At 43.4% G+C, this 21,718-nt stretch carries 20 protein-coding genes and 1 pseudogene; 15 read left to right on the top strand and 6 right to left on the bottom strand.

Going from position 1 to position 21,718, the window contains the following annotated elements; all coding sequences use genetic code 11:
- Window positions 1-67 precede the first annotated feature (67 nt).
- From AC58PQ_RS20470 to AC58PQ_RS20460, 3 genes and pseudogenes are all read right to left on the bottom strand, one after another.
- Window positions 68-412: pseudogene (locus AC58PQ_RS20470) on the bottom strand (adenylate/guanylate cyclase domain-containing protein); the annotation flags it as partial.
- Entirely contained in the window at window positions 379-579 is a 201-nt protein-coding gene (locus AC58PQ_RS20465) for an adenylate/guanylate cyclase domain-containing protein (RefSeq protein WP_497244852.1), read from the bottom strand. The pseudogene AC58PQ_RS20470 and the gene AC58PQ_RS20465, both read right to left, overlap by 34 nt.
- A gap of 9 nt (window positions 580-588) precedes the next feature.
- The gene (locus tag AC58PQ_RS20460) at window positions 589-906 is read right to left on the bottom strand and encodes a hypothetical protein (protein WP_497244758.1); all 318 of its coding nucleotides are present in this window, start codon (window positions 904-906) and stop codon (window positions 589-591) included.
- A 198-nt stretch (window positions 907-1,104) separates the two neighbouring features.
- Here AC58PQ_RS20460 and AC58PQ_RS20455 point away from each other — a divergent pair, with 198 nt between their 5' ends.
- The 6 genes from AC58PQ_RS20455 (at window position 1,105) to AC58PQ_RS20430 (ending at window position 8,636) form a co-directional block, all read left to right on the top strand.
- Window positions 1,105-3,603 (top strand): ankyrin repeat domain-containing protein, encoded by a 2,499-nt coding sequence (locus AC58PQ_RS20455; protein WP_497244756.1) that lies wholly within the window; start codon window positions 1,105-1,107, stop codon window positions 3,601-3,603.
- A 248-nt stretch (window positions 3,604-3,851) separates the two neighbouring features.
- Window positions 3,852-5,132 carry a Rossmann-fold NAD(P)-binding domain-containing protein gene (locus AC58PQ_RS20450; protein ID WP_497244754.1) on the top strand — a complete coding sequence of 427 codons (1,281 nt, stop codon included), beginning with the start codon at window positions 3,852-3,854 and terminating at the stop codon, window positions 5,130-5,132.
- On the top strand, window positions 5,129-6,013 hold the full coding sequence (gene speE / locus AC58PQ_RS20445) for a polyamine aminopropyltransferase (RefSeq protein WP_497244752.1): 885 nt from the start codon (window positions 5,129-5,131) through the stop codon (window positions 6,011-6,013). Before AC58PQ_RS20450 ends, speE begins: the two co-directional genes overlap by 4 nt.
- Window positions 6,014-6,159: 146 nt before the next feature.
- Window positions 6,160-6,735 carry a TerD family protein gene (locus AC58PQ_RS20440; protein ID WP_497244750.1) on the top strand — a complete coding sequence of 192 codons (576 nt, stop codon included), beginning with the start codon at window positions 6,160-6,162 and terminating at the stop codon, window positions 6,733-6,735.
- Window positions 6,736-6,778: 43 nt separating this feature from the next.
- Window positions 6,779-8,038 (top strand): TerD family protein, encoded by a 1,260-nt coding sequence (locus AC58PQ_RS20435; RefSeq protein WP_497244748.1) that lies wholly within the window; start codon window positions 6,779-6,781, stop codon window positions 8,036-8,038.
- Window positions 8,039-8,087: 49 nt separating this feature from the next.
- Window positions 8,088-8,636 (top strand): hypothetical protein, encoded by a 549-nt coding sequence (locus AC58PQ_RS20430; protein WP_497244746.1) that lies wholly within the window; start codon window positions 8,088-8,090, stop codon window positions 8,634-8,636.
- 511 nt (window positions 8,637-9,147) lie between these two features.
- Here the strand turns inward: AC58PQ_RS20430 and AC58PQ_RS20425 are convergent.
- Entirely contained in the window at window positions 9,148-10,329 is a 1,182-nt protein-coding gene (locus AC58PQ_RS20425; RefSeq protein WP_497244744.1) for a GGDEF domain-containing protein, read from the bottom strand.
- 194 nt (window positions 10,330-10,523) lie between these two features.
- Between AC58PQ_RS20425 and AC58PQ_RS20420 the strand changes: the two genes are divergently transcribed.
- From AC58PQ_RS20420 to AC58PQ_RS20390, 7 genes are all read left to right on the top strand, one after another.
- Window positions 10,524-11,195, top strand: coding sequence for a GGDEF domain-containing protein (locus tag AC58PQ_RS20420; RefSeq protein WP_497244742.1), 672 nt, complete (start codon window positions 10,524-10,526; stop codon window positions 11,193-11,195).
- 145 nt (window positions 11,196-11,340) lie between these two features.
- Entirely contained in the window at window positions 11,341-12,354 is a 1,014-nt protein-coding gene (locus AC58PQ_RS20415; RefSeq protein WP_497244740.1) for an ABC transporter substrate-binding protein, read from the top strand.
- Between the two features lie 16 nt (window positions 12,355-12,370).
- A complete protein-coding gene (locus AC58PQ_RS20410; protein ID WP_497244738.1) occupies window positions 12,371-13,360 on the top strand; it encodes a FecCD family ABC transporter permease in 990 nt (329 codons plus the stop codon).
- A gap of 1 nt (window position 13,361) precedes the next feature.
- Window positions 13,362-13,637, top strand: a complete 276-nt coding sequence (locus tag AC58PQ_RS20405; protein WP_497244736.1) for an ATP-binding cassette domain-containing protein — start codon at window positions 13,362-13,364, stop codon at window positions 13,635-13,637.
- Window positions 13,592-14,146: an ABC transporter ATP-binding protein gene (locus AC58PQ_RS20400; RefSeq protein ID WP_497244734.1), complete on the top strand. Its 555-nt coding sequence runs from the start codon at window positions 13,592-13,594 to the stop codon at window positions 14,144-14,146. The genes AC58PQ_RS20405 and AC58PQ_RS20400 overlap by 46 nt, the downstream gene beginning before the upstream one ends.
- A gap of 39 nt (window positions 14,147-14,185) precedes the next feature.
- Window positions 14,186-14,701, top strand: coding sequence for a HugZ family pyridoxamine 5'-phosphate oxidase (locus AC58PQ_RS20395; protein WP_497244732.1), 516 nt, complete (start codon window positions 14,186-14,188; stop codon window positions 14,699-14,701).
- A gap of 54 nt (window positions 14,702-14,755) precedes the next feature.
- Window positions 14,756-15,199 carry a DinB family protein gene (locus AC58PQ_RS20390; protein ID WP_497244730.1) on the top strand — a complete coding sequence of 148 codons (444 nt, stop codon included), beginning with the start codon at window positions 14,756-14,758 and terminating at the stop codon, window positions 15,197-15,199.
- 72 nt (window positions 15,200-15,271) lie between these two features.
- Here AC58PQ_RS20390 and AC58PQ_RS20385 read toward each other — a convergent pair whose 3' ends face one another.
- Window positions 15,272-15,982 carry a DsbA family oxidoreductase gene (locus tag AC58PQ_RS20385; RefSeq protein ID WP_497244728.1) on the bottom strand — a complete coding sequence of 237 codons (711 nt, stop codon included), beginning with the start codon at window positions 15,980-15,982 and terminating at the stop codon, window positions 15,272-15,274.
- A 235-nt stretch (window positions 15,983-16,217) separates the two neighbouring features.
- On the opposite strand from AC58PQ_RS20385, the gene AC58PQ_RS20380 reads away from it, so the two are divergent.
- Window positions 16,218-19,103: an S-layer homology domain-containing protein gene (locus AC58PQ_RS20380; RefSeq protein ID WP_497244726.1), complete on the top strand. Its 2,886-nt coding sequence runs from the start codon at window positions 16,218-16,220 to the stop codon at window positions 19,101-19,103.
- 107 nt (window positions 19,104-19,210) lie between these two features.
- On the opposite strand, the gene AC58PQ_RS20375 is transcribed toward AC58PQ_RS20380, so the two are convergent.
- Complete coding sequence (locus tag AC58PQ_RS20375) at window positions 19,211-19,420, bottom strand: hypothetical protein (protein ID WP_497244724.1); 210 nt, start codon at window positions 19,418-19,420, stop codon at window positions 19,211-19,213.
- A 323-nt stretch (window positions 19,421-19,743) separates the two neighbouring features.
- Between AC58PQ_RS20375 and AC58PQ_RS20370 the strand changes: the two genes are divergently transcribed.
- Window positions 19,744-21,660: a DUF2334 domain-containing protein gene (locus AC58PQ_RS20370; protein WP_497244722.1), complete on the top strand. Its 1,917-nt coding sequence runs from the start codon at window positions 19,744-19,746 to the stop codon at window positions 21,658-21,660.
- The last annotated feature ends 58 nt before the right edge of the window (window positions 21,661-21,718 follow it).

The following is a 21,718-nucleotide window of genomic DNA, read 5'->3' as shown; positions in this document are numbered from 1 at the left end:
AACAAGCGAAGTTAACTTCATCTTCTATTAAAAGCTCGTTTCTATTTCTATTATAACTCATACAACTTTAATTAGGATGTCTCCCCACCAAAAAATAAGTGCTCATTTCGCCCTTCCCCTTGATATCAATCTGCCCGCGATGTGTAAAGGAATAGCTATCCTTGAGTTCATGATAGATCGCTTCGGTCACGTGGATAGCTCCGCTTTCCCCATTAGATTCCATGCGGCTTGCCAAATTGACGGTGTCTCCCCAAATGTCATAAGAAAACTTACTTGACCTTTTTACACCTGCGATGGCTGTTCCACGGTGAATGCCGATACGAATGCCTACGGAATGGGACATTCCTAACGAGATTGTTTGAAAGGCATCTATCATTTCTAGAGCCAGATCAGCGATGCGCTTCGTTTGGGTAACGGAAGGGTAAGGTAAGGAAGGCCGCCAACAACCATATAAGCATCTCCGATGGTCTTAATTTTCTCTAATTGGTATCGGGAAATGATCTCATCAAACAGGAGGAACACACGATTTAGAAATTGTACCAATTGCGTAGGCGGCAATTCTGAGCATAAACGGTAAATCCCACAATATCAGCAAAAAGTACAGTGACTTGATGTTAAATGATTGGTTTTGGCTAGATCATACGCTTTGGTTAAATAGTCGATGCCTCTGTCACGAGAGCCGAGATCCCAGTAGATTTTCCTTGATAATAAATAACATCTGCATAATTCGTCTACATGCTGCTCGACTTCCTGCTCGTCGAAGAATGCTTTCGCTTCCAAACATAATTGTAAAGCAAGTTGCAGCGAACCTTGCTGATAATGGACAACGGACATGTTGACTTTGTATTTAGCGATACCGACTGGATCTTGAATGCGTAAGGATAATTCATGCGCTTGCTTAATCACTTTGTTACGTCTTATAGTAACACGGGAGTTACTAGGGTGATATCAAAACCGTGCCTACAGACACTTTCCACCTATTCCCTATTTAAAAGGATTTTAAGATAAAATGTCGAAAAAAGAATTTATATACAGATAATTCATGTACAGGAAGAGAACGGAGTTCTCCTAGTAGTCCTGATTTCCAGTGAGGATGTGTTAAGTTTGTCACGAGAGCAATTCGAGAGTCTAGTTAAAAGATTGGAAGAAGACGCGAAGAAAGCACCAAGGTTATATCTGCTTAAAGTATTTTCTCTCGTAGGACTTGGATTCGTCTATATTATGGTTATTATGGGGTTACTGGCCGTATTGTCTTTATTACTGCTTGCAGTGCTTGTGAAAAGTCCCTTGCTACTAATCAAGTTAGGAATTCCTTTGTTTGCAGTGATTTGGATGATTTTGCGTTCGCTCAAAGTCAAATTCCATGCGCCTGAGGGGATTGTCATGACGGAGCGTAATACCCCGCTGTTCATTCAAGAAGTGAAATTATTGAATCAGATATCCAAGAGCATCAAGATCCATAAGGTATTGCTGACGAATGAGTTTAATGCGTCTGTTGTTCAAATTCCGCGTCTAGGCCTGTTGGGTTGGCATAAGAACTACCTGATAATCGGTCTGCCGCTTATGCAGGCGCTGTCCCGGGAACAATTTCGTGCGGTGCTTGCCCATGAACTCGGGCATTTATCTCGTTCCCATTCCAAATTTCATGGCTGGATCTATCGTGTACGCAAAACATGGAATCAGTTAATGGAACAATTCTCGGAGAAGAAGCAAGGGTGGAGCTTCTTATTTAACTCTTTTATTCGATGGTATGCACCCAAATTAAATGCCTATACCTTTGTGTTGGCTAGAGAGAATGAGTATGAAGCGGATCGCTTTGCAGCTAGATTAACAAGTCCAGCGGCGATGACAGATGCCCTAGTAAATATCTCCATTCAGAATCGAAATTTAGATAACTATTTTTGGACTTCAATGAATAAACGTGCCATCGAACAAGAAGAACCGCCATCGGTCTATCAGGAGATGCATCGCTTTTTCCGTGAACCACAGAATAAAGCAGACGTAAGGATATGGCTGAATGAAGTTCTTCAAATAGAAACTGGTTACGTCGACACGCATCCCTCATTGAAGGATCGTCTGCGTTCTATTGGCCAGCAAGCTGAACCGCCTGTGGTGAGTGGGATTTCTGCGGCTGAAGGCCTGTTGGGGGATGGATTAAACGCTCTGACGGACCAACTCAGCCAACAATGGAAAACGAATGTGAGAAGGACATGGTCAGAAAGGTTCCATGCCTATCGGAAAATGAGAGAGCATCTCGCGCGTGTACAATCAGATAACAGGGATGACATGACGCTCAATCAAGTATGGGAAATCGCACAAATGACGAATGAGCTATATGGGGATGCGGATGCTTTGCCTATATACCAATATCTCATTCAGCGTCATCCTGATTTTGCTCCGGCCTATGCTGAAATGGGGGCTGCCATTCTCATTACGAGTGAAGAGGAACAGCATCCTGTTGGCGTTGAATCCTTGAAGAAAGCGATGGAATTGGATCATGAACTCACATTCGCTAGTTGTCGACAATTGATTGTCTATTATTCAAAGCTGGGTAAAGAGGATAAAGTGAAAGAATATGTTGCATATGGTCAGCATTACGCTGAACAAGTAAGTCGAGCGAATGCGGAGCGAGCACGTATTCATGTTAAAGATACTTTTATCCCTCATGACGTGCCCGAGCAGTTAGTCATAAGGATAAAGAAGGAGCTTCAACTTTATCCTGTTATTAAGGAGGCTTATTTGGTTCGGAAGAAGGTAGAATATTTTCCTGAGAAGAATCAATATGTCCTTATACTCAAAGTGAAAAGGCCGTTATTGGGTAATAAGAAAGCATACTATGGTAGTGTTGAGAATAAGATAGGCGAAGAAAAGATTTTGCCCGCAGGAACCGCAGTCATTTGTTTAAATTTAAATAAACGTTTTACTAGAGTCGCTAGAAATACGCATAAACAATTTTCAAGCCGTTTATTTGGCCATCGTAGAGGAATTAGCTCGTTGAACCCATTGAACAAATATCAAGGCGTGCTGTCCGGCATGCTTAACAAGTCTGTTCGTGAGGGTAACCAGGGTAAGGTACGGCTATTGCTTGCGATTGGAGCAAATCCTAATCGGATCAAGAATAACGAATCACCTCTATCCATCGCAGCTAGCCAAGGAAAGATTGAAATGATGCAAACCTTACTTTCCGCTAAAGCACAGGTTAATTTAACGAACTCCGATGGGAACACGGCCTTATTCTGGGCTGCTTATCATAATAAGATAGCGGCAGTAGAGTTTTTGCTTCAGCGCGAAGCAGATCCTAATATTCGATTTATATCGGGAAGATCGGTTCTTTCTGCCGTTTGTATGCACGGATATGATCGTATGCTCAAGATATTGCTTGAAAATGGCGCAAAGCCGACCTTTACGTGCTACGAAGGTGGAGAAACCCCTTTAATCGTAGCTACATACAATGGGCGTTATACGTGTGTACAATCCTTGCTGGATGCGAAAGCAGATCCTAATATCCGTGATAAAAGGGGAAATACGGCGTTGAGTTATGCCCAAGAATATGGATTCAAAGAATTAGCTGCCTTGCTAAAACTACATGGAGCTGTCCTTTAATAGTTACATCCATCGTATGAAAGTAGTGAAAAAGCACCCGAGAGGGTGCTTTTTCTTTTGAGAATGTGCTTGTTCTCCAATCTCCTATCAGAATAATTATCCTTACAAGATAGCTGACACTGTCAAATTATTAATAAATTACATATTCTATGAATGATAACTACGAGATTAGAAGGAGAGGGGGACTTACTGGATACCGTAAGTGACGTTATTAAGGTGTATTTTGGGTGAATAGGAGATGAATAGATGTGGACAATGAGGAATTAACCATTAGTATTCTTGGTAGCGCCGGTGGAGTGGCTAAATCCGTTCTGGCCGTATTAAATAAATCATTTCAGGATGTCGGTGATCCCATCCATCCGTTTATTAGCCACTGCGACATTCATTTAATCGATCAGAAACAAAAGGACATGACCTATTACGAATTATTTCTCCCCCATTTAAGCCATGCCATTACGCTACATCAATTTGATTTGGGTAATCTGAAAATGTTTCGACAGCATTTAACCCGTACGAAGACAACGCTTGTCATCGACATATCTTGGGCAGATACCGTCGAGATGCTGGAGTGTTGTAATGAACTAGGCATTCCGTATATAAATACTGCTTTAGAAAATAGAATGGTGGACGAAAACGAAGAGCTTGAAGGATTTACATTGTTGGAAAGATACCGCATATTCCAAGAAAATAGAGGACGCTTCACGAATATGAAAGCGATTATCGGATCCGGTATGAATCCAGGCGTTGTGCAGTGGATGGCTTTGGACATGATGAAGCAAGCACCCGGTGAAACCCCGCTAGGCTGCTATATCGTTGAGCAGGATAATTCATTTTACGCTGATCGAGCGCTAGTTCAGAAAAAAACAATTTATTCCACATGGTCTCCCGAATGCTTCTTAGATGAAGCCCTATTAAATTATCCGATGTTTATGAAGCAAAATATGCCTATATTTCTTTATAACGATGTGTATGAGCTGGCGTTTAAGGTATCTCTCGGAAACAAACAGTTTTATGGTTGTTTGATGCCACATGAAGAGGTCATTACGTTAGGAAAAGCATATGACATGGAGACAGGCTTTATATATCGGGTGAATGACGTTACAACGGAATTACTCCGTTCCAATCTCGGTAATGCTGACGCTCTTTGGAATTGGAATCATAAGGTGTTGGACCCTGCAGAGGCTGAACTGGATGGGGAGGATTTGGTAGGTGTGCTTCTCGTGTATAAAGATAAGGAACGATTTATGTACAACGTCATGAGTAATCAAAGCATATTTGCCGAGTTCAAGACGAACGCCACCTATTTCCAAGTAGCATGCGGCATCTATGGGGCAATATCTACACTGCTGCTTGATGAGATTCCTAAGGGTATCTATTTTGTTGATGAACTGTTGTCTAAAACCGACAGCAGCTATGGCAAATACCTGTCTTATTATATGAAAGACTTCGTTACAGGCGAAAATAACGGATCTGACGGGCTATTACTAGATAGAGTTTCACAATGGCCGAACGGGGGGGCGAGCGTGTGACGAACCAAAAGAATTCATTAACTGGCTATTACAAAGAAACGAATGAGGATCTGTGGCTATGGGACGATATACCAGAACTTGAGATGGAAGTCGGCTATAAAGTTGAAGCGCTGCTCTATTACGAACAATCACCTTTTCAAGAAATAAGCATCGTGGATACAAAAGGTTTCGGTCGTATGCTTGTTCTCGATGGAACTCCTCAGGTCACAACCAAAGATGGTTTTATTTATAATGAAATGATCACGCACATTGCTATGACGACTCATTACGAACCTAGAAAAGTGGCCATGATCGGTGGGGGAGATTGTGGCCCTTCCCGAGAAGCGCTGAAGTATAAAAGTGTGGAACAGATCGACGTAGTGGAAATTGATCAGAGAGTTGTTGACGTATGCCGCTCATGGATGACCAAAGAGGGCACCCATGAGCGGGAAGCGTGTATTCGTATGATATATAGGGACGGGTATAAGTGGATTCAAGAACAGAAAAAGAGTTTCGATGTCCTTCTTATAGATAGGTCTGATCCCTATGGACCAGCCACCAGTCTGTATAAACAACAATTTTACCAATATGTATACGATAGTCTGACAGATGATGGCATTGTTGTCTTTCAATCAGGCTCACCCTATTATAACCAGCATATTTTTAGGAATACGGTTCGCAGCTTGAACAAGCTGTTTCCAATTGTACAACCCTATTTATGTTCTATCCCTACGTTCCCTGGTGGAATATGGAGCTTCGTGATTGCTTCGAAAAAGTGGGACCCTCTTCAGGCAGATTTAAATCGTTTGCAGTGGCAGGATACGAAGTATATCGATCCGGAAACATTCCAGGCTTCTTTTGTATTGCCCATGTATATAAAAAGCATATTGAAAGAGAAGTGATGTATACTGCCCCAAGGGAAATTTTGGGTGACGAATTATTGCGATTTATGTAGACAACCATATATACTTGATGTGTGACAATTACAACTACGATAAATCAGGTAATGAGTCAATGTCCATTATTTTATCTGAAAGGTGAGATAACCATGTCGATTGATTTATCCAAAGGTCAACGCATTGACCTAACCAAAACCAACCCAGGTCTAACGAAAATAATTGTAGGACTTGGCTGGGATACCAATAGATATAATGGCGGTGGAGACTTCGATCTCGATGCATCTGCGTTTCTCCTTCATGAAGATGGTAAAGCCAAATCAGCAGCAGATTTCGTTTTTTATAATAACCTCAAAGCCTATGATGGCGCTGTTGTTCATACCGGTGACAATCGTACGGGTGAGGGAGATGGGGATGATGAACAAATCATCATTGATTTTGCCAAAGTCCCACCATCGATCAGTCGGATTGGCATTACGGTTACGATTCACGATGGAAATCAACGTGCTCAAAATTTTGGACAGGTTAGCCATGCATTCGTAAGGGTCGTAAATGAAGCTACTAAGAATGAGATTCTTCGCTATGATTTGGGTGAAGATTTTTCCGTTGAAACAGCGGTCGTCTTCTGTGAGTTTTATCGTTATGGCGGTGATTGGAAATTCCAAGCTGTAGGCAGTGGTTTCTCAGGCGGTTTGGCTGCGCTAGTTACGAATTACGGTTTGAGCTAAAAGTTGGCTTATACAGGGTGGTTGCCTGCTGGTTGCCACCCTCATGTTTACATCTTTTACAAAGAAGGGTGAAGTCAACATGACCGTCGGTGCTGTTATCAAAGGACAAAAGGTGGATATAACGAAAGTACATACCACGCTTTCCAATTTGATTGTCTTTATCGGTTGGCATGCTCCAAATCATATAGAGCTCGATACTTCGGCCTTTTTGCTTGCGCAGAACGGTAAGGTTCGCAGTGATGAAGATCTGATCTTTTACGGGAACCCGAGCAATAGCTTTATGACCTACAAAGAGAAGCAGGCCAATGAAAGGGAACTTCAGATAGAGCTCAATCGAGTTCTACCTGCCGTTGATAAAATCGCTTTTACGCTAACGATCTATGAAAGTGAAGCAAGGCGTCAGAATTTTAGCATGGTCAGTAACATCTATATCCGTTTCGTGAATCAAGCATCAGGGCAAGAAATACTTCGTTATGACTTAGGAAATCATTTCTCCATCGAATCGGCAATTGTTGCAGGAGAATTATATAGATACAACGGCGAGTGGAAGTTTGGCGCCATCGGTGCTGGATACGCCGGAGGGCTGAAGGCTCTGTGTGAGAGCTACGGTATTGTGGTGAGAAACGATCCGCCGCCAACGGTAAGAGCGCAAGAAATCGATCCACATGAACCGCAACAGGAAAAGCTTCCAAAAATTAATTTTGCAAAAATTGAATTAACGAAAAAGGGCGAGAAGATCAACCTCGAGAAGAAGTCAGGAGATCTGGGGGAAATCTTAGTCAACCTAAATTGGAATCAACAAACAGCAAGCAAGCGAAGCTTCTGGGGGGAATCACCTAGCGGAATCGATCTTGATTTAGCTTGTCTCTATGAACTCAAGGATGGCAGAAAAGGCGTCATTCAGGCACTAGGTGAGTCATTCGGATCGCTTACACGCGAACCCTATATCACTCTTGATGGGGATGATCGGACAGGTTCTGTTAAAACGGGTGAGAATATTCGAATTAATGGAAGCAAGCTTAGAGATTTCAGGCGTATCCTTATTTTCACATTCATCTATGAGGGTGTTTCGAGATGGTCCGAGGCTGATGGCATTGTAACGATTAAACAAAATGGCGGTCCAGATATCATTGTTAAACTGGATGAGCACGACAACGATCTCCCGATGTGTGCCATTGCTTTGATTCAAAATGTAAAGGATGAGACGTTCAGTATTGAACGAATTGTCCGGCATTATCAGGGGCATCCCGAAATGGATAAGGCATTTGACTGGGGATTAAGATGGATTGTAGGAAGCAAATAAATGACCGCGGCGGAGTTCCCCAAGCTTATTGTTTCAGGAGGTTGCAACGATGTTAGAATTCTCTTTTGAACTCATTTCGGATTCAAATTTTAACATGGAATACATCTATGGCAGCGAACTTTTCAAGTTAAATCTATTTCTCAAGAATGGTTACTGGACGATCCATCCGTTTGATGGAATTCTCCTCAAGAATCGCGAGTTATGCAGACTTGTCGTTCTGGATCTATTTAAAAATAAATATTTTCAAATCATGCTTGCGAAACAAAATATTGCGATGTCGAGCATAAGAACAACTATAGATTTAGAACCATCGAGAGAGCCGGAGGGGGCCAATCCTGCCGAGCGCAGGGGAGGTCAGTGGAAAGATCCGGCTCAGGAAACGGAAGAAGAATTTATTGGGAATCATTCCATTGAGGAGATTATCCAAATCGAACATGATTTGATTGAGCAGAGAGTTACCTTCTACGCGGGTCTGTTAAAAAAAATGTTTATGGATAATTACGGTCCGGGTGATTCTGAATTTGACAAGGTTCAATCTCTTGTACGTATATACAAGGAATCACAGGAAAAGATGAACGAGCTTGCGAATACAAAGTAATGGAAGAATAAATGTGTTAGGGAGATACATGTACAAGAAGTGACTTGGGAACCCGCTCATGGAGCGGGTTCTTTCTAGTTTTCATTACCAACAAAAGCTCAACACGACCGTAATATCATGCTCCGACAGATCGATGTTTCCGTGTTCGTTCCGGTTAAATCTATACCCATTTTCCTCCATACCCGAGCATATACGAAATAGCCGATGTTCATCCATTTGGATTAACTTTGCGAATTGTGCTAGATACATGGGCGTATTATTCAGAGAAATCATTCCTATCTACCTACTCTCTGTCAGGGGTATTTGTGCTTAGGATTAAATTAACAAGAATGGTTTGAAAAGTATCAGGAAAATTGTCGTCTATTTGATCAAAAAGGGAAGTGTTTGATAGTTTGTCACAAACAGCGGTCAGGCAGTCGCGAGCTGGTGGACGTCTTTTTGCCCAACACAAAAAGCTGCCGCAAGAGCGACAGCCTCATTTCAAAACTATGTTCAGTTATATGAATTTCTCCTAAGCATGCACAGCTTGTTTGTCCACATTTCCTCGACACACACCGTTTCGACCGTTTCTTTTGGCGCGATAGAGGGCTTTGTCACAAGTGGAGTAAAGCTCTTCAAGATGTGTCTCTTCATTAGGGATGATCGTGAGAACACCCAAACTAATTGTATAGGAGAGAGGTAATCCAGGGATGTGCGATTCCTCCGCGGCTTGTCTAAGCTGTTCAGCGTAACGCGAGGACTCCGTTTCATCGATGCCAGGCAGGATAATGGCAAATTCGTCCCCGCCATATCTAGCGAATAGATCATCTGGGCCCAACTGTTGCTTCATTCGTGTTGTGAGATCAACAAGCACCCGATCTCCCACGTCATGACCGAACGTATCATTAACTGATTTGAAAGTATCTATATCAAAAAGCAGCAGCGTAATCGGTTTCTTTTTCTTCGCATAAGCGGCAATGTATTGATTAGTGCGAGAGATGAACGTCCTGCGGTTCAATGTACCCGTCAAATCGTCATAACTGGCCAGTCGAAGCAGGGCTTGATCGGTTTGTTCCTTCATCAAGAGAATGAATCCCGCATTTCCAGCAATCATAACGAAATATTGGGCTAGTAGCATCATGGTTTGATTGCCGTTGATATGATAATAGCTCATCAATGTATCGAAGAATAACGCACAGACGGCCCTAACTAGAAGAACTGCAATGATCATAAGATAAAAATAGCCAAATACATGGGTCAACGTGGATGCGCCCCGTCTTTGAATCATTTTGTATGCTGGAACTAGAACTCCCACAGCTATACCAATGGAAACAAAGGAAATTCTGAACTTCTCTTCGTTGGAAAAAAGAAGGATGCCATGAAAGCCGACAATATTGGTAATTGCCAAAACGATATACAGGTTACGTGTCAGCTTGCTAAGGGTATTCTGAACTTTCAGTACGGAGATGGTTTCAAACGTATAACCGATAAAAAGTACCGAGTTCACAAGAGATATTGTAAGCGTATCCGACAGGCCGCCACGAACAATTAAAATCAGCCACGCCGCGGCTTGCATACATTTGGCATAGAAAAAGTATCTTATGGTACTTTCGTTCTTATGTTGACGCCAGTAGGCGATAATAAACACGGCAGTAAATAGGTGCCCAATGACAAGTGTCAGCAGCATGGTTTTCATATCTAAGTATAGGGCCATTTCGAACCTCATCTGCCTGTTGGGAGTTTTGGATATTTTGAAGAAAAATGTCGATCACACTTACTTTATCATAAAATTGAAGTTATATAAATCCAGAACAAGACAAATCATGAACCAAATATTCCTTGTAATGTATAGAACAAGTGTGTCACTATAGACTTACGTAGACACAATTTGGATGATGGTGATGTGGGATGAACTATTCGGGAAGAATCTTTATAATATCGGTTGTTGTAGTCATGATCGTCGCCGTAAGAGCCTATGGTACGTTATATTATAATGTTCCCGCTCTTCAGTTTCCCGTGATTGGTGTTATTATTTTATTTGCAAGTTGGGTGCTAGGAACGCAGTACGATAAACTGAAGTTTCTTTCAGAAAAAGATAATCTGACGACACTATACAACAGGAGATACATACTAGATATCTTTCCCAAGCTCATCTCTTCGGTGGAACGCAAACAAGAGAAGCTGATTTTATATTTTGTCGACGTGGATAATTTCAAATTAATTAATGATTCCCATGGACATAAAATCGGTGATCAGGTATTGCAACGGATTGCGAACGCATTAATGCTCCATTTACAAAAAAGGGATATCGTCGCTCGTTGGGCAGGGGATGAATTTTTGATCCTTTCCACTCATTCAGATGCGTACAAAAAAGAGCTGATGATCAGTCATATCCAGAACGAATTAAAGTTAGCTTCTAAAGAGTTTAATTTGGAAATTAGCGTTTCGATTGGCTCGGCTATGTATCCCAATGAGGCGCAAACGCTAGATGATTTGCTGCATGCGGCAGATCTAGACATGTACTCTTCGAAATCCGATAGAAAAAAGAACCAAGTAGAGTCTGTTACCAGAGTATGGTGACAGGCTCTATTTGGTTCTGTTAAGAATCTTTCTCATTGAAAGTAGGAAAGTAATATGATAAAATCACTTTGATAATGATAATCATTATTATTGATAATGATTATTAAGATCAATTGCATTATACATACATCAGGGGGTTTTGATTTTGAAAAGGTTTCTTTCACTTCGAGCATTGACAGGTTTATTAGTAATGACAGCGTGTTCATCACAGACGAAGGATGCTTCATCGACGAGCACAACTACACCAAGTCCATCCAGTTCCGCTATAGCTACAGCTAGTCCTGCTGCTGCTGATGCAGACAAAGTATATAGCTTGGCAAATGATGGGGTTGATCCTGCGGCAGTTATCCAAGCGCTAAGTCAATTTCCAGCGAAGGTGCCAACGCGCATTGTAACGACATCCGTACCGTTAGCAGAAATGCTCAACTTGCTTGGAATTACACCTGTAGGGGTACCGACTTCTACAAATCCGCTTCCTGCAGCATTCGATAGCATTAAACGCATTGGTTCCCCTATGCAGCCAGATCTGGAGGTTGTCACTAGCTTGGAAGCAGACCTGCTTCTTGGCGCGGAATCGCTTAGAAGCACATTGGATAAAAGCATGGCAAGCATCAAGCTGGATAAATCCTATTTGCGAACAGATTCATTTGAAGACTTGAAGCTCAGCTTTAAGGTGTTGGGCACTTATTTTAAGAAAACAGATGAGATGAACAAAGTACTAGCTAAGATCCTAGACGAAGAAAATAAGTTGATTAAGCAATCAAAAGGCAAGAAACAACCGAAGGTTATGCTAGTGATTGGAACAGCAGATTCTTTCATGGTAATGAGTGAAAAGTCTTACTTGGGAAGTCTTGCGAAGAAGGTAAATGCAGATAACATTGCCACTTCTGCGTTGAAAGTAACAGCAACGTATTCGGCCATTAACATGGAACAGATCGTTTCTATTGATCCGGACATTGTACTTGTTCTAGCCTCTGGCGATCATGGTGCAACGGTAGATAAGTTCAAGAAAGAAGTAGAAAAAAATACAACATGGAAACAACTTTCGGCTTATAAGAATGACAAGATCCAAATCTTGGATTACAGCATCTTTGGTGTAACATCCATTACCAATGTAGATAAAGCATTGACTCAAATCTCTAACTACTTCTATCAATAACCCGAGGAGTTACACAGTGATAAGCAGAACTCGAAACCAGTCGATTGTTATCTTGACGTTCATACTAGTAGCGATTGTCGCCATCATCGCGATTGGTCTAGGCAGTGTATCGATCTCAATACCGGAAATTATAAAAACGCTTTTGGGCTCCCCGTCCAAAGCCATGAATGCTACGATCATTTGGGATATTCGATTGCCTCGAGTTTTGCTGGCATTGATTATTGGGGCCAATATTGCCATCTCCGGTGCCCTCTTGCAAGCTGTTATGGGCAATCCGCTTGCTGACCCTGGCTTGACAGGCGTCACCAGCGGTGCCGCAGCTTGTGTGCTTGTTATCATGCTCGCAGCACCGACGTATACGCAATTTATTCCCATTGCTGCATTTGTAGGTGGCGTAATTGCTGCTGGCATTGTGTACTCACTCGCGTGGAGACGGAGCGGTATTACACCGATAACCATTATTCTATCTGGTGTTGCGGTGAATGCTTTGTGCGGAGGCGTTATCGGATATTTGACGATCATGTACAGTGATCGACTTCCTTCTGCGGTGCAATGGCTGAATGGCAGTCTCGCTGCCAAAGGAAATAATGCATTAACAATGATCTTTCCTTACGCGATCGTGGGTTGGATTTTGTCGATCTTCACCATCCGCAAGGCCAATATCATTCGTCTTGGAGACCAAGTCGCGTCTAATCTGGGTGAGAATACGAACCGCATTCGCATCTTATTGTCCCTTTTGGCCGTTTTCTTGTCAGCTGTTTCCGTAGCAGCGATTGGGATGATCGGGTTTGTAGGACTCGTCATTCCGCATATGGCCAGACTCATGGTTGGCTCTGATTATAAATATCAACTGCCGATGAGTATGGGACTTGGAGCGCTCGTCTTGTTGCTTGCAGATACGGGCGGGCGCACTTTGTTCGCACCACTAGATATTCCAGCAGGTATTCTAATGGCAGTTATTGGCGCACCCTATTTTCTATATTTGATGAGAAGGAGAACGTTCTAATATGTTAACAGTCGATGGGATTTCGATCCGATATGAACAGAAGAGCGTCATTAATAACTTCTCCTTCTCTGTCAAGCAAGGTGAGGTATTGTCGATAATCGGACCGAATGGTTCGGGCAAATCCACTCTGCTTAAAGCCGTTTCACGGCTTATTCCCTATCATGCGGGAACGGTAACGCTCGATGGCGTAAATATAAAAACCTTGAGTTCCAAAGAAGCTGCGCGCAAGATGTGCATACCATACTCAGTCAGAAAAACCAAGCACCCAGCGATATGACAGTGGTCGATCTGGTCTCGTACGGCAGGTATCCGCACAAAAAATGGTTCGAGAAATTAGACCAAGAGGACATGGCGATCGTCGAGTGGGCCTTGGAGAAGACGAAGCTGATAGCTTATAAGGATCGAACAGTTGCTTCCTTGTCCGGTGGTGAATCACAGCGGGCCTGGATTGCGATGGCGCTAGCACAGCGGCCTCAAATTTTGCTGCTAGACGAACCGACAACGTATCTGGATATTTCTCATCAGCATGAAGTGCTCGAGCTCGTTCGTGAGCTTAACCAGGCGATGGGGATGACGATCGTCATGGTTCTACATGACCTCAACCAAGCATCCTGTTACAGTGATAGTATTGTTGTTGTACAAGACGGTGAGAAGGCGATGAACGGCACACCGCGTCAAGTGATGACGACAGAGATGATCAGACAAGTGTACCGTATGGATGCGGAAGTGAATTACGCTAGGGCGGAGCAGAAGCCTCGAATTCATCTCTTAAGTACCGTGAAATAGCAGCCATAACGAAGCAACCATTCAAATGGAGGAATCAATATGCAGAAGAAACCAGTCGATGTTGAGAAAAACAAGGAAAATTACTTGCAGTTTATTGCCAAGCGCAAAAACTTGATCTTGAGCTTAATTGACGAGGATGGCAAGCCATTTATCAGCTATGCACCTTTCGTTAAAAAAGATGGCAAATTGTATATTTATATTAGCCAAATCGCTGACCATTATCGATATATGGAAAACAATGAATTTGTTGATGTGCTCCTTATTGCCGACGAATCTGAGACGAACAACAAATTTGCAACAGAGCGAGTTCGTTGGAGCTGTAGTTCGGAGAACATTGGCAATGAGGGACATGAGGATATTTTCGAACTATTCAATGCCGATCACGGTGCTAAAATGGTAGATTTACTGCGCGGACTTGATTTCTCGTTGTTTGAGATGACTCCTTTGCAAGGTCGTTATGTCGTTGGTTTCGGCATGGCATTCGATCTGGATCTGGAAGCGAATAAATTCACTCATGTTGTTATTGATAAAAAGAAAGATGCGGTTAATAAATAACGAGCTGCTCCTCTAAATATTGAAATTTACGAAAGCAAAGGAGATCAGGTTCGAATGACTATTGATACAGTACTGCCGATCTGGCAAGCGATTCAAGGACGGTTTCACAAAACGGTAAAAGCATTGCCTGAGCAGGATTTGAGCTTGCAGTTGGGTTCCTCATCCATCGGCGCTTTGCTGCATCATAACGCGGAAGTGGAGTTTATGTTCGCAGAATGGTTCTTTGGGAAAAGTATACCGGAGAATCGCAAATCTGACGCAGTCAAGCCATCTTTCACGAATTTGCAAGAATTGGTGAACTTGCTGACGGAGTCGAACGCGCATCTCATCGATGCCATGCGTGAGCTTCCAGAGGAAGCGTGGCAGAAGAGTGTGGAGTCCCGTATCGGAGCATCCACGCCGCTTGAAGCTGTAGGTCGATTGATGTATCACACGGGCATTCATTCTGGGCAAATATCACTCATTCAGAAAAACGCGGGCAGTCAAGCAGGCAAATAAGAAACCGAAAAAAGACCTCACTTGAGCGAAATTGTTCAAAGAGGTCTTTTTTTTGCATGTTCGCGGAGATACTTATGGTTTGTTCGGGACGACACAAGTGCCATCTAAGCAAGCTTCGTCGCTTGCTGATTCTACAGTTTGCTGCGGTTGCTCGGCATCCCATATTTGCTGCATAGCGTTCAAGTAAACACTGCTTGGCTGGGCCCCGGACAACGCATGTTTGCCGTTGATGACATAGTACGGAACGCCGCGGATACCAAGGCGGCTGCCATTCTCTTCCTCGGTACGCACCAGTTGGGCGAACTGATCACTTGCGAGCACAGACAAAGCTTCTTCGCGATCAAGTCCTGCGGCTTCTGCGATGTCTGCAAGGATGTTGTGATCGCTAATATTTTTGGACTCACTGAAATAAGCGAGGAACAACAGCTCCGATATTGCGGCACCTTTCTCCTGATTCTCAGCAAATAGCCGTAGACGATGAGCATCGAACGTGTTCGTCAGTACGATGCCACTAAATTGAAAGTCGATACCTTCACTAACGGCTTGCTGGCGCATTTTCTCATTCATGACGATAGCTTCTTGACGGCTCATGCCGTACTTGGAAGAGAGCATATCGTAGACGTCGTGTGGGACACTTTTGGGAGCACGACGGTCTAGCTCGAAGCTGCGATAGGCAACTTCAACGTGATCATGATGTGCAAAGTCCGCTAGGGCTTGCTCGAAGCGGCGTTTGCCGATAAAACAGAACGGACAGGCAAAGTCTGACCAAATCTCTACTTGCATAAGGATCACCTCGTTGTTGGGATAATGAAACGATTATTTATTGAATCATAGCGCAATACACGCATGAACGGAAGTTGGCTGATACTCTGCCTGAATCAATGAAGGTGTCAGGCTCTTATGGATAGTTGAGAATAAACAAATTTTATATGATTAAGTCGTCTCAAAAAGAGGGGATTTAAGTAAATTATAGAAAATTACTAATGTGGCAATTGAAATGAGGGAGGATTTATTGAAGGTGATTTCATTTATTAAAAAAAGTATGTTGAATACGACACTGGTGTGTACATTGATGTCAAGTTTCATTCCGATTGCCAGCGCGGCAACAACAACGGACACGACTAATCATTGGGCAGAGCCGGTTATAGAACGGTGGTTAAGTGAGGGACTCATTAAGGGTTATGATGACGGGTCATTTAGACCTAATAATGTGATTACTCGTGCAGAGATCTCTTCATTAATTAATCGTAAGTTTAAAATTACACCAGCACAAGAAGGTATCACATTTTCTGATCTTAAGAGCGATGCCTGGCAGTATGGTCCGCTTGCAGCTGCGGCTGAGGCGGGCTATTTGAAAGGCTATGATGATGGAACGATACGGCCTGATGGGGTCTTAACCCGTCAGGAACTAGCTGTAGTCATGAATGACCTCTTAGGGTTAGAGGATAGTGAGGCGAGTACCTCCTTTGTTGATGGTGCCCAAATACCAGAATGGAGTAAGGAAGCTATCACTGCTGTTGCGGCTAAATACATTATGGATGGTTATGAGAATGGCACGTTTGCCCCAACGCGTACAGTAACTCGTGCGGAGGCGGTGGTCACTCTTGATCGCGCGGCTGGTTTTCAAAAGAAGAATGGCCCGTTGCTCTATTCTAGTGAAGGTGTGTATGGCCCAGAAGAGGGCAAGGAAACCGTATATCAGGATGTTAGTATTAACCAACAGGGCGTTACACTCCGGAATATGACCATATATGGTGATTTATTGCTCGGAGAGGGTATTGGTGAAGGAGATGTGACCCTACAGAACGTAAGTGTGCACGGTCAGACAACGATTAAGGGGGGCGGAGCGAATAGTATTCATTTTGAGAATAGTACGTTTATCTCCATTATTGTTGACAAGAAAACGGGTGAAGTGAGAATCGTTGCAACAGGAACGACTTCGGTTCAAGCGGTGGATGTACGCTCATCTGTTACGATCCAAGAGGATCAGGTAAATGGAGCTGGATTCGGGGGTATCGTGCTCAGTTCTGAATTAGGGAAGGGAGCGGAAGTTAAGCTTGACGGGGATTTTGACAAGGTACAAGTTGCTTCTGATGGTACTAAATTCCAATTATTGAATGGCTCTATCGTTGAACTCAGTGTTTCAAAAGATGCCGTGGACAACCAAATTACACTTGAGGAAAAGGGCACTGTAAAGCTACTCATTGTGAATACAGTGATTCATGTGACAGGGCAAGGGAAAATTGAGAACGCAACTGTTAAAGAGGGGGCAGAAGAAACAACGTTTGAGAAAATGCCGACGACGGTGAACGATAAACCGTCAACGGTGCCATTTTTCGGAGGTTTTGGAGGTGTTCCTATACCGCCAGCACCGCCAGCACCAACACCTGCGCCAGAGAATATCACCATGAATGTAATAGCGAGTGGTTATAAGACGTTAGAGGCTAGTTTCTCGGGGGCAGTAGATCCAGCTACTACGACAATTACTGTTCAAAATACGGTGAATACAATCGGCGATGTGCAATATTCCTCCGATCATAAACATGCAACGCTCGTAATGAATGCAGCGTTTACCGATGGTACATATACGATTGTGGTTGCATCAAATAAAACAGGTGGGTTCCAAACGATTTCACAAGATGTTGTGGTTGAAGATGAGCAAGTCGTTAGCTTGGCGTTTGCACTTGATTCTGCCGCTTGGGACGAGCGAACGCCTTCTTCCATTAAAGTTAAATATAAACTGACGAATCAATACGGTGAGGATGCCACTTCGCGGTATGGGAATGAAGTGAAGGTTTCGTTTACTCCTGTTCTACCTGTTTTCCCCAATTCATATCCAGAGGATGGATGGGCTGCTCTCACTTACTACAGGCCACTAGTAGAAAATGAAAAATTGTTTGTGTATGCTTTTTATGGCGAACACTTTGGTGACCACATAACTGTTATGAAAGAACTAATAGTGTCGGGAAGTGAAATTCCTGCAACATCCACAGGGAGCTCTTTTATTATGCCGGTTGATATTCGTGGAATCTATCATCCAGAGAATGAAACATTAACGACGAACTCAAACTTGGATGAATTCTCTATTCTTTTTCGTTGGGTGGGAGAAACAGAACTGGTTTCTAACAACTTTATAGCAATTAGTTCTAATAATGATGTAGGAATACAGCAAAACGGACAAGGTCCGGTTTTTGGAACAGTTACGATTGACAATGAGGAATATAGCACATTAACACTAAGGAGAGGAAACAGTACACACGCGTTGAACTCTGGTGACTATTACATTTATGTTGTTGATAGATTTACAGGCATTTTGATATCGATTTTAATTACGGTAAATCCAGATCACTCATCTAAACCTGAAGCAGAAGCAGTATTTATTATCGGTGATAAATTAATCGCGAAGTACGATGTAGCCGGGGATTTTGCTGCAGCGAACTGGTCATTACAGGGTAGTGTGACGAGCACTGTTTACCATACCCAGTATTTCAATTCGAGCGATAAAATCGGTAGATTTATGATTCAGGGCAATCTGATTCCGTCTGACATGTATACAGCAGACACGAATTTAAACAATCAATTTAAACATATTAAAGCTTTGATGTTGGGTACGGAAACGGTGAATGGCGCAGTATATGGAAAGGTGTATTATGATGGTAATGAGAACGTGACGGCAGAGATCAATACCATCTCTCTAGACTTATCGAATCCATCTCATAATCTTCCACTTCACGCAGATGATGTTATCCGTTTAACTTATGGGGATCAGCTCACGTTGACGGCGATATGGATAGGCACAAAGTGGGTTTTTGCTGGTATGACTCTTCATGTACAGTCAACCGTTCCTCCAACATTACCAGAACCTCCTATGATCCCGCCCGGTCAGTTCATTCCTTCCCCATAACAAAAAGCACCCTCTGTGGGTGCTTTTCGTTTCTGTATAGGGCACATCAGCCCCACTCACCTAATCCTTTCCTCCTTATTAAGGTAATTCCTATGTGAGCAAACCAATCAAGGATTCGCAATGATCTTCCCATTTTGCCACTCAAATTCATATTCAAATTGTTCCGTGGAGTCATAAAGGGCAGGCGAATACGGACGAACGATGTAGTTGTCTGTACGTGTCTCCGGTAGCTTCTCTGGCTGACTCTCTTTTGCCGCAACACCTAAAACCGATAGGGACAATATACAGAAAAATACGAAACCGATTTTTGCTGTCATATTTGGATGCCTCCGTCACAATAAGATATCTCTATTATAGGATGCACATGTTTTTAGAATATTATCACAGTGTGAAGATCGAATTTACAATTGGAGAAGAGGAAACAAGTATGGCTGCAAGCCGAAGAGTGGACGGCATCTTCTCGGATAACTTTTTCGGGAGATTTTGGAAGCGCATTCATTTCGTCTATGCCTATTCTATTTCTTTTTAACCTCAGTTCAAACGCTTATAGTAAGAAATCATAGATTCATATATAATTTAGAGGAAAATGTCGAAATTTCAGAAATAATCTACGTTTTACTTAATGGGGGAGTAGTCAAGCGTGAAACGTAAATTGTGGCAGCAAATTGGAATAGGAGTCATTGGCGGCATTATCGCAGCCGTTGCGCTGGCGGCTTTTATCCCAACGCATACAGAGACGAATGACTCTCCTAATGTGGGTAAACGCCATGTCATGATTCGATTAGAGGATGTCGGTCTAGGCGGGGATTATAATACGCTTGAAGGTCTCGGAAAATTGCGAGCCGTTATGAACTATATTACGTCTGAGCATGTGCCCTTTCATGTCGCTGTGATTCCAAGAAGGATGAGCTTGCAAGATGATGGTGTCTGGAAGGAAAAGGGGATCGACGACCCTAATCCGGATGAAGTTGTAAGCGCATTTATTAAACTTCTCCAACAGGCAGAGCATCAAGGCGGCGTATTGGGGATGCATGGATATCGCCACCAGTATGGAGAGACGTATCGTTCAGATGGTGAGCAGAATTCAGGAACTGGTTCTGAGTTTAATATTAAAGATGCGCCAGAAACAAAGGAAATCTCCTATGCGGCAGAACGAATGAAAGAGAGTTTAGCCGCCTTTGCCAGAGCAGACTTGCATCCGGCATTTTGGGAGTCTCCGCACTATAAAGATACTCAAGAGCAGGAGGCCGTGTTCCGTTCCTTCGTCGGTCTCATGTATCAACCGGATCTCTATGCCAAAAACGCTCGTGACGATCTTAGTACGTATGATACGATCAATACGTACGGGCAAGATAGTTTGGGCTCTGTCTATATTCCAGCGCCATACCGCTATATAAGCGATGCTAAATCGGTCGATCAGATGTTAGAGAAAGCCGCGACGGACGATGGGCTAGCCTCTTTTTACTTTCATCCGTTCTTGGAATTTAAGCATCTGGAGCCTGTCGTTGACGCAGATGGCAAACCTGAAGAGAAGGACGGAATTCCTGTCTATCAATATAAAGAAGGAGACAACGTTTCCTTTCTCCATAAATTAATTACTGGCTTCAAGCAGCTGGACTATCGCTGGATGTCGTTGTACGATATGGTGCCTTTCACCCCTGCGCATCGAGTTATGTTGCCACCTAGAACGAAGCTGCAAAATGTGTTGCTAGGCGATGTTACGGGTCGCGGGCATGCGGATGTGGTCGTACGCCAGATGCATCGTATTTTGGTTATTCCCGGGAGCTACGATCCCCCGAGGAATCGCCAGCAAGAAGCTTCACAGGTATGGTTAAGAGAGACGTTTGCGCCTGAAGATCAGCTGCTGCTCGTCGATATGAATAGCGATAGCAAGCAAGATCTGCTAGCTTATAACCCCGATACGGGCTCTGTACGTGTGGCCTTGGCGGATAAGCGGCAGTTCCTGCCAGTGAAGACAATCGGCACTTTGCCGGCAGGTCTTAGCTCTATGCGATCACTGCAATATACCGATGGTATAGGCTTAGTCGCCAAAGGGGACAATGGTCTCGTGGAAGTCCACCTGAATAATCAGCAATTATCATTGACAGAGTCGGACTTCTCGCTGCCCGACGATACTGAAATTTTCACAGCCAAATTCAAGGACCCGGCTGTCGATGACATCCTGTGTGTCTCACATCAGGAGAAGCAGGTGTCCATTCTGTATCACCAAGGGAACGGGGGGTTCGCTGCCCCCCAATCGGCACGCGGAGTTTCCTTTGGAAATGGCGACCAGCTGCTAGTTGGCGATACGAATGGTGATGGGCGAAGCGATCTCATTGCCTACACCGCTGAGACCGGCATGTGGCGTGTGTTCCAGAACGAAGGAGAGAACCGCTTTCAGCCTCTGGATAACGAATTAGGTCCCTGGGCACAAGGTAAAGGAAGATTGGGTGTTGTCGCTGATTTTGATGGGAATCGGAAGACGGATATTGGCTCGTATGATGAAGCGGGCCATGTGCTGGATCTGGCGCTGTCTTATCGAGGCGATACACCATGAAAGAAGCACATAGCTTTAACAGGTCCGGCAGAATATAAATAAGAGACTAACCCGCTCG

This window comes from Paenibacillus sp. J22P143, from assembly GCF_059692035.1.
This window is presented reverse-complemented; position numbering and strand designations above follow the sequence as displayed.

Coding starts and splice junctions, on each gene's coding strand:
- AC58PQ_RS20375 (WP_497244724.1), bottom strand. CDS start 19,420: ATGACAGCAAAAATCGGTTTCGTATTTTTCTGTATATTGTCCCTATCG.
- AC58PQ_RS20440 (WP_497244750.1), top strand. CDS start 6,160: ATGTCGATTGATTTATCCAAAGGTCAACGCATTGACCTAACCAAAACC.
- AC58PQ_RS20435 (WP_497244748.1), top strand. CDS start 6,779: ATGTTTACATCTTTTACAAAGAAGGGTGAAGTCAACATGACCGTCGGT.
- AC58PQ_RS20390 (WP_497244730.1), top strand. CDS start 14,756: ATGACTATTGATACAGTACTGCCGATCTGGCAAGCGATTCAAGGACGG.
- AC58PQ_RS20420 (WP_497244742.1), top strand. CDS start 10,524: ATGAACTATTCGGGAAGAATCTTTATAATATCGGTTGTTGTAGTCATG.
- AC58PQ_RS20425 (WP_497244744.1), bottom strand. CDS start 10,329: ATGGCCCTATACTTAGATATGAAAACCATGCTGCTGACACTTGTCATT.
- AC58PQ_RS20405 (WP_497244736.1), top strand. CDS start 13,362: ATGTTAACAGTCGATGGGATTTCGATCCGATATGAACAGAAGAGCGTC.
- AC58PQ_RS20430 (WP_497244746.1), top strand. CDS start 8,088: ATGTTAGAATTCTCTTTTGAACTCATTTCGGATTCAAATTTTAACATG.
- AC58PQ_RS20395 (WP_497244732.1), top strand. CDS start 14,186: ATGCAGAAGAAACCAGTCGATGTTGAGAAAAACAAGGAAAATTACTTG.
- AC58PQ_RS20385 (WP_497244728.1), bottom strand. CDS start 15,982: ATGCAAGTAGAGATTTGGTCAGACTTTGCCTGTCCGTTCTGTTTTATC.